The sequence below is a fragment of the Nonomuraea sp. NPDC048882 genome, from assembly GCF_040649755.1.
In the GTDB taxonomy this organism is placed as follows: Bacteria; Actinomycetota; Actinomycetes; order Streptosporangiales; family Streptosporangiaceae; genus Nonomuraea; species Nonomuraea maheshkhaliensis.
The window spans coordinates 261721-268749 of the sequence record NZ_JBEZGB010000015.1; the positions used below are offsets into that span (position 1 = coordinate 261721).

Here is a 7029-nt window from a genome sequence, read left to right on the forward strand (position 1 = left end):
GCGCCGACGGCCCCTGCCGGCCTCGGGCGAGCAGGCGCGTGCTTGAAGTCGTTGGTCCGCCTCCGTGCACGGTCACGTCGCGCCCGGGGATACCAGCCCGGTCTCGTACGCGAGCACGACGGCCTGGACCCGGTCCCTGAGCCCGAGCTTGGCCAGGATGCGGGCCACGTGGGTCTTCACCGTCGCCGGGCTGAGGGTCAGCCGTTCGGCGAGCTCGACGTTGCTCAGCCCGGTGGCCAGCAGCCGCAGCACCTCCAGCTCCCGCGCGGTCAGCTCCGACAGGTCACGGTGCGGGGCCGGAGGACCGGCGTCGTCCCGGCGGGCGAAGCGCTCGACCAGGCGCCGGGTGATGGCCGGGGCGAGCAGGGCGTCGCCGGTGCGCACCAGGGTCACCGCGGCCACCAGATGCTCGGGGGTTACGTCCTTGAGCAGGAAGCCACTGGCCCCGGCGGCGAGCGCGGTGTAGACGTAGTGGTCGAGGTCGTAGGTGGTCAGGATGAGTACGCGGGTGCCGCCCGCCGCGTCGTCGGCGAGGATGCGCCGGGTGGCCTCGATGCCGTCCATGCGCGGCATCCTGATGTCCATGAGGACGACGTCCGGCCTGGTACGCCGGGCCGCCTCCACCGCCTCGGCGCCGTCTGCCGCCTCGGCCGTCACCTCGACGCCATCAGCGGCCAGGATCAGCCGGAACCCGGTGCGTACCAGGGCCTGATCGTCGGCGATGATCACGCGGAGAGGGTGGCTCATGAGGCTCGCCACAGTACACGGGCCAAGATTCGGTAGCCTCCCGCAGGGGTGTGTTCCGCGTTCAGGGTGCCGCCGTAGACGGCCAGCCGTTCGCGCAGCCCGATCAGCCCGCGCCCGCCCGGGTGCGACGGGCCGCGCCGCGCACCGCCGGTGTCGGTGACCTCGATCTCCAGCCGGTCGCCCTCGTGGCGGATCGAGACGGACGCCGCCGCGCCCGCCGCATGCTTGATCGTGTTCGTCAGGGCCTCCTGGACCACGCGGTAGGCGGCCAGATCGACCCCGGCGGGCAGCGGGCCGGTCGGCAACGACAGCTCGACGTCGACCGGAATCCCGGCGGCCCGAACCCGGGTGACCAGCGCGTCGAGCTGATCGAGCCCGGGTTGCGGACCGGGGGGCCCGCTCTCCTTGACCTCGTTCTCCATCCCCCCGTGGCCCATGGCCTCGTTCTCGGTGGCCAGCAGGCCCATGACGTGACGGAGCTCGGACATGGCCGCCCGGCCGCCCGCCTCGATCGCGAGCAGCGCCCGCTTCGACTCCGCGGGCTCTGCGTCCATGACCTTGCGCGCCGCCCCGGCCTGGATCACCATCACGCTCACGTTGTGGGTCACGATGTCGTGCAGTTCGGCGGCGATCCTGGCTCGCTCCTCGTCGACGGCCGCGCGCATGGCCTCCGCCTGGGCCCGCTGGAGCGCGTCGATGCGATCCCGGCCGGCCCGCAGCCGCCCCTGCCAGAAGCGGACGGCCACCGCCAGCACTCCCGCCCCCGCCAGCACGACGGTGGGGCCCAGCCAGGACGGCAGCGCGGGGACGACGTCCTGGAAGACCACGCCGGTCAGCACGGCCGCCGCCGCCAGCCCGCCCGCCGCCGCCAGCCGGTGACGGCTGTAGGCGAGCGTGCCGTAGGCGGCCACGGCGCACGCGAGCACGTTGATCCACGTCGCGGCCTCTTGGGTGGCCAGCGCGGCGAGCACGACCGTCCAGAAGACGGCCAGCGGGTACCGGCGCCGCACCGCCAGTGGCAACGTGGTCAGGACCACCAGCAGCGGGTGCGGCCCCTGTTCTGAGCCGGACCGCGGGCTCGGCGGGGCCGGGCTCACCGGCCGGGCGGGTGGATCGGGACGCAGCCGCAGGGACACGGCCGTCGGCCCCTGCCGTCCCTCGGTGGACGCGTCGTGCAGATCGGCCACCGCGGCCACCGCGAGCACGGTCAGCAGCAGCGCGAGCACGACGTCGACCACCAACGCTCCGCGTGACGGCCGGGCGCGCGCCTCCTCCGGACGCAACACCTCCCGCACGTACTGCCGCCACATCCGCCACCTTCGTTCCACCGTCATCGGGACATTGTCACGGCTGCGCGACCGGCCACGCATCCGTCCCGATGACGGCAGCGCCGTCCGCCGGGACTACATCGCAGTGATGACACCGGGCTCGGATCGTTCCTCGGAGCTACCCAGATTCGGTACGACGGGCGACGCGCCCGCCGCATGACCGCGCCTAGCGTCGTCCCGTCCGCGGACGACCGCGGCCTCCCGAGAACAGGCGACACACTGATGCATCTTGCGAGAACGACGGCCCTCGCCCTGGCCGGGCTACTCACCCTCACGGCCCCCACTCCCGCCGCCGCTGCGGCGCCGGCGGCACCGCGGCTGCCCGCGCCGACGGGCCCCTACGCGGTCGGCGTCACCTCCCTCCATCTGAAGGACGCCTCCCGGAGCGACCCATGGGTCCCGGCGGCGAAGTCGAGGGAGCTGATGATCTCCCTGTGGTACCCAGCGGCCGGGACGCGAGGCAGGCACCAGGCCCCGTACGTGACGCCGAAGGAGTCCGAACTGCTGATCAAGGACGCGGAACTGCCCGTCGCGCCAGACACGTTGAGCAAGGTGCGGGCCAACGCCTTCACCGACGCCGTGCCTGCAGGCCGCAAGCACGGCCTGCCCCTGGTGGTGCTCTCCTCCGGCCTCGGCTCCCCGCGCAGCTCACTCACCAGCCTGGCCGAGGACCTGGCCAGCAGGGGCAACGTGGTGGTCGGGATCGACCACACCTACGAGAGCGTCGCCACGGCCTTCCCCGACGGGCGGGTCACCACGTGCGTCGCCTGCGGGAACAAGGACCCGGACTTCGGGGAGCAGGTGGTCCGCAGCCGCGCGGCGGATGTCTCCTTCGTCCTCGACCAGCTCACCGGCGCAAAGCCGAAATGGCGGGGAGCCGCGCTGATCGACCGGTCGCGCATCGGGATGGCCGGTCAGTCCGTCGGCGGCGCGAGCAGCATTGCGGCCATGGTGCGCGACAAGCGCATCCGCGCCGGGGTCAACCTGGACGGCACCACCTTCGCCCCGATCCCTGAGCGCGGCCTGGCCCGGCCGTTCCTGTTCATGGGATCGCCGACGATGCACAGCCCCGGCGGCAAGGACGGGAGCTGGGGACGCGACTGGAAGCAGCTGACCGGCTGGAAGCGGTGGTTGGTGGTGACCGGAGCCGAGCACGCGTCCTTCACCGACGTCCCGCTGCTGGCCGAACAGCTCGGCATCGATCTCGGCTTCGCCATGACCGGAGCCCGCTCCGTGGAGATCACCCGCACCTACGTCGCCGCCTTCTTCACCCGCCACCTCACCGGGAAGCCGCAGCCCCTGCTGGACAAGCCGTCCGCCCACTATCCCGAGGTGACGTTCGGCGGCCAGGCCTGATTTATCCAAGCCGGGGCCGCCGGGGTGGTCGATGGAGCGGCTGGTCAGCGCCCGCAGCTTGGTGAGGCGGGTGGCGGACCGTGTTGCGGTGGCGAAACATCGCCTTGACCGCGGCGGACGCCAAGCCGGCTACTCCGCCATTTTGAGGTGGCGGTCCAGGTCGTCGAGGGTCAGTGGCTGCCGGCGCAGCGGCTCGGAGGCGTCCAGCGCCGTGGCGTGGAGGCTGCCGAGGAGCAGCTCCAGTTGCTGGTCGGTGATCAGCTCGTTGAGCTCGGCGCCGATGACGGGTAGCGGGCGGGACAGTTTGATGACGCCGAGCCAGATGTCGATGGGGTTGATGCCTTGGCGAAGCTGCCCGTCCCGCTGGGCGGCACGGGTGAGTCGTTCCATCTGCTCGTAGAGCTGGTTGCGTCGCGCCTTCAGCGCTCCCCCCTCACCGCGCGCGTCCTGCTCCAGGCCGGGGAGCAGCACCGGCATGATGACGTTGAGCCGCAACTCCACCAGGCGGCGTATGAGCTGCGTGAGCGCGCCCCAGGCGTCGGGGTGCGCGGCGGTGGCGCGGTCCAGTTCCTCGCCGACCAGGGTCAGGTTGTCCAGGGCGACCTGCCGGACAAGTGTGTGGCGGTCGGGGAAGCGGCGGTAAAGGGTGGCGATGCCGATGCCGGCGCGGCGGGCGATCTCCTCCAGCGGCGCGTGGATGCCCTGTTCGAGGAAGACTTCGCGGGCCGTGATGATGATCTGCTCGCGGTTACGGCGGGCGTCCGCCCGCAGCCGGGTCGTGTTCTCGGTCAACCGGTACCCATCTCCTTGGAATGCGGAGGGAAGTCCTTCGGTTGTGCTAGCTTATCGTCCACAGCAATCGAAGGGTTTTCCTCCACTTATTGAGGAGAGGCTGATGTCCGAGACCCCCACTCCTGACAGCCGGAGCTTCCCGCTCCAGCGGCAGTGCCCGTTCGCCCCACCGCCGGAGTACGACCGGCTGCGCGTCGAGGAACCCGTCTCCAAGGTGCGGCTACCCACCGGCGGCGCCGCCTGGCTGGTGACCCGGTATGAGGATGTCCGGACCGTGCTGAGCAGCCCGGCGTTCAGCGCCGACGGCACCCGCCCCGGCTTCCCCACGCTCCTGCCGGGGCAGACGCAGGTCCTGCGGCGCCCGCCGTTCATCCGTATGGACCCGCCGCAACACAGCTTCTACCGGCGTATGCTCATCCAGGAGTTCACCCTCAAGCGCGTCAAGACGATGCGGCCCGGCATTCAGGCCACCGTCGACCGGCTGCTCGACGACCTGCTAGCCATGACCCCGCCGGTGGACCTGGTCGAGGCGTTCGCGCTCCCCATGTCCTCGCTGGTGATCTGCCAGTTGCTCGGCGTGCCCTACGACGACCACGACTTCTTCCAGAGCAGGAGCAAGGTCGGCGTGTCAGGGCAGAGCACCGCGGAGCAGTTCGCGGCCGCGCTGGGTGAACTGCGCGCCTACATGGATGGCCTGATCACCCGCAAGCAGCAGGAGCCCGGCGACGACCTGCTGAGCAAGCTGGTCACCGAGCACCTGGAGCCCGCCGGCGAACTCCGCCGCGATGAGCTGCTCATGATGTGCCTGATGCTGCTCAACGCGGGCCACGAGACCACCGCGAACATGATCTCGCTGGGCACCGTGACGCTTCTGGAGCACCCCGGCCGGCTCGCCGCCCTGCGCGAGAACCCCGAACTCCTCCCCGACACCATCGAAGAACTGCTGCGCTACCTCAGCATCGCCGACCTGGTCACCACCCGGATCGCGGCCGAGGACACCGAGCTCAGTGGCACCCGGATCCGTGCGGGCGAGGGAGTCTTCGCCCTGCTGGCCGCGGCCGACTGGGATCCCGCGGTGTTCCCCGAGCCCGAACGGCTCGACGTTCACCGCGGCAACCGGCACCACGTCGCCTTCGGCTACGGCGTGCACCAGTGCCTCGGGCAGAATCTCGCCCGGGCCGAACTGGAGATCGCGTTCGCCACCCTCTTCGAGCGCATCCCCACCCTGCGGGTCGCCGTGCCGGTGGACGAACTGCCCTACAAGCACGGCAATCTCGCGTACGGCATCCACGAGCTACCCGTCACCTGGTAGGTGGAGCATGCGGATCACCGCCGACACCAGCGTCTGCGTCAGCGCGGGCATGTGCGCGCTCACCGCGCCGGGGGTCTTCGACCACGGCGACGACGACGGACTGGTCGCGGTACTCCTACCGGACCCTCCCGAGGAGCAGCGCGAGGCCGCGGCCGAGGCCGTCCGGCTGTGCCCCAGCGGGGCGCTCGACATCAGACCTCGTTTTCGATGACTCGGCTCGACGAATCGACGAACAACAGAAGGGGACGAGTATGTCTGGTCTGCGGGAAAAGGTAGTGATCGTGACAGGTGGCGCCCGCGGGATCGGTGCAGCCGTGGCCACCCGCATGGCTCGGGACGGAGCCACGGTGGTGGTCAGCGACCTGCTCGACGGACAGGGCGCGAAAACCGCCTCCAAGATCCAGAGCCTGTTCCTCCGCCACGATGTGACCAGCCAGGATGACTGGAAGAGCGTGGTGGAGGCGACCGTCGAGCGCTACGGCCGGGTGGACGGCCTGGTCAACAACGCCGGGATCGCCGCGGGACTGCGCCATGACCATTCTCAGCGCCAACCGCTGTTCCTGGGCCGTACCACGTTCGTCGCCCGCTATCTACGAGACCGCGACCTGCAGCGGGAGATCGAGGAAGGGCTGAACGTGGTCGAGGCGTGGAACCGCGCCAACTCGGTGATCTGCTACGGCCGCGGTGGTGCGATCTCCACCAACCGGCGCGATGAGGTGGAGATGACCGCGCTGTGTCTTCGGATCTTGCAGGCCTCGCTCGTCATGGTGAATGTCCTGATGCTTCAAGACGTCCTCGCCGAGCCCGAGTGGGCCGCCTGCTCACCCCGGTCGATCGGCTCGGCCTGACCCCGCTGTTCTGGCTGCATGTCCGCCCTTACGGCGAGGTGCGCCTCGACCTGAACGCCCGGCTGAGTATCGGCGACCTCGGTTCGCCCGGAACCGGCACGTGACCCTCGACGCTCGGGTCTACTGATCGGTGGCAAGCTTGGCGACCGCGGCCTTCAGGTCGCCGTGGGTGGGCAGTAACGGTGGAGTCGGGTATTGGAACTGTCCGAATGCCTCCATCAGCTCAACACTTGGCGTCCCGAACGTCTACTTTCCGAATGGGCACCACGTCCGATGCGTTATCGCGCAATCACATTGTGCGATCTTGTCGGGTGGTCGATGATGGCTGGTATGCGCGGACGTGTGCTGGTACGGGCTGGGGCGGCGGTCGCGGTGGCCGCAATGGCGGGGCTGGGCGTCTACTTCGCGAAGGTGGGGCTGGACGAGGCCGACAAGCTGGCCAGCGTGATCGGGGTGTTCCTCGCCTTGGTCGGGCCGGCGATGTCAGTCTATGGGCTGGTCGTCGGCCGGCGAAGCGGCAGCGTCCAGCAGGAGGCGTCGCGTGCCTCGACCTCAGAGTGCGTTCTGCGAGTTGATGTCCCTTTCATCGGTGGGGTTGGGTTAGGTCGGCTGGTCGGAGACCCGCCGGTCGGACTACGGGCGTGGC

General features: G+C 70.2%; 8 protein-coding genes. 5 read left to right on the forward strand and 3 right to left on the reverse strand.

Annotation, left to right across the window (positions count from 1 at the left end; all coding sequences use genetic code 11):
• Positions 1-72: 72 nt before the first annotated feature.
• Both AB0C27_RS42510 and AB0C27_RS42515 read right to left on the reverse strand, forming a co-directional pair.
• Entirely contained in the window at positions 73-747 is a 675-nt protein-coding gene (locus AB0C27_RS42510) for a response regulator transcription factor (RefSeq protein WP_357857112.1), read from the reverse strand.
• The gene (locus AB0C27_RS42515) at positions 744-2081 is read right to left on the reverse strand and encodes a histidine kinase (protein ID WP_357857115.1); all 1338 of its coding nucleotides are present in this window, start codon (positions 2079-2081) and stop codon (positions 744-746) included. Before AB0C27_RS42515 ends, AB0C27_RS42510 begins: the two co-directional genes overlap by 4 nt.
• 216 nt (positions 2082-2297) lie before the next feature.
• Here AB0C27_RS42515 and AB0C27_RS42520 point away from each other — a divergent pair, with 216 nt between their 5' ends.
• On the forward strand, positions 2298-3431 hold the full coding sequence (locus AB0C27_RS42520) for an alpha/beta hydrolase (protein WP_357857118.1): 1134 nt from the start codon (positions 2298-2300) through the stop codon (positions 3429-3431).
• Between the two features lie 129 nt (positions 3432-3560).
• Here AB0C27_RS42520 and AB0C27_RS42525 read toward each other — a convergent pair whose 3' ends face one another.
• Positions 3561-4223 (reverse strand): helix-turn-helix domain-containing protein, encoded by a 663-nt coding sequence (locus tag AB0C27_RS42525; RefSeq protein WP_357857121.1) that lies wholly within the window; start codon positions 4221-4223, stop codon positions 3561-3563.
• Positions 4224-4326: 103 nt separating this feature from the next.
• Here AB0C27_RS42525 and AB0C27_RS42530 point away from each other — a divergent pair, with 103 nt between their 5' ends.
• The 4 genes from AB0C27_RS42530 to AB0C27_RS42545 all read left to right on the forward strand — a co-directional run.
• Positions 4327-5535 carry a cytochrome P450 gene (locus tag AB0C27_RS42530; RefSeq protein WP_357857124.1) on the forward strand — a complete coding sequence of 403 codons (1209 nt, stop codon included), beginning with the start codon at positions 4327-4329 and terminating at the stop codon, positions 5533-5535.
• Positions 5536-5542: 7 nt separating this feature from the next.
• Positions 5543-5746 carry a (4Fe-4S)-binding protein gene (locus AB0C27_RS42535; protein WP_357857127.1) on the forward strand — a complete coding sequence of 68 codons (204 nt, stop codon included), beginning with the start codon at positions 5543-5545 and terminating at the stop codon, positions 5744-5746.
• Between the two features lie 40 nt (positions 5747-5786).
• Positions 5787-6383 carry an SDR family NAD(P)-dependent oxidoreductase gene (locus AB0C27_RS42540; protein ID WP_357857130.1) on the forward strand — a complete coding sequence of 199 codons (597 nt, stop codon included), beginning with the start codon at positions 5787-5789 and terminating at the stop codon, positions 6381-6383.
• 195 nt (positions 6384-6578) lie between these two features.
• A partial coding sequence (locus AB0C27_RS42545) for a hypothetical protein (RefSeq protein ID WP_357857133.1) occupies positions 6579-7029 on the forward strand: 451 nt, incomplete at its 3' end.

What these genes read in the sequence shown, in the direction of transcription:
- AB0C27_RS42530 (WP_357857124.1), top strand. Translation starts at nt 4,327, where the DNA reads ATGTCCGAGACCCCCACTCCTGACAGCCGGAGCTTCCCGCTCCAGCGG.
- AB0C27_RS42515 (WP_357857115.1), bottom strand. Translation starts at nt 2,081, where the DNA reads ATGACGGTGGAACGAAGGTGGCGGATGTGGCGGCAGTACGTGCGGGAG.
- AB0C27_RS42520 (WP_357857118.1), top strand. Translation starts at nt 2,298, where the DNA reads ATGCATCTTGCGAGAACGACGGCCCTCGCCCTGGCCGGGCTACTCACC.
- AB0C27_RS42510 (WP_357857112.1), bottom strand. Translation starts at nt 747, where the DNA reads ATGAGCCACCCTCTCCGCGTGATCATCGCCGACGATCAGGCCCTGGTA.
- AB0C27_RS42540 (WP_357857130.1), top strand. Translation starts at nt 5,787, where the DNA reads ATGTCTGGTCTGCGGGAAAAGGTAGTGATCGTGACAGGTGGCGCCCGC.
- AB0C27_RS42535 (WP_357857127.1), top strand. Translation starts at nt 5,543, where the DNA reads ATGCGGATCACCGCCGACACCAGCGTCTGCGTCAGCGCGGGCATGTGC.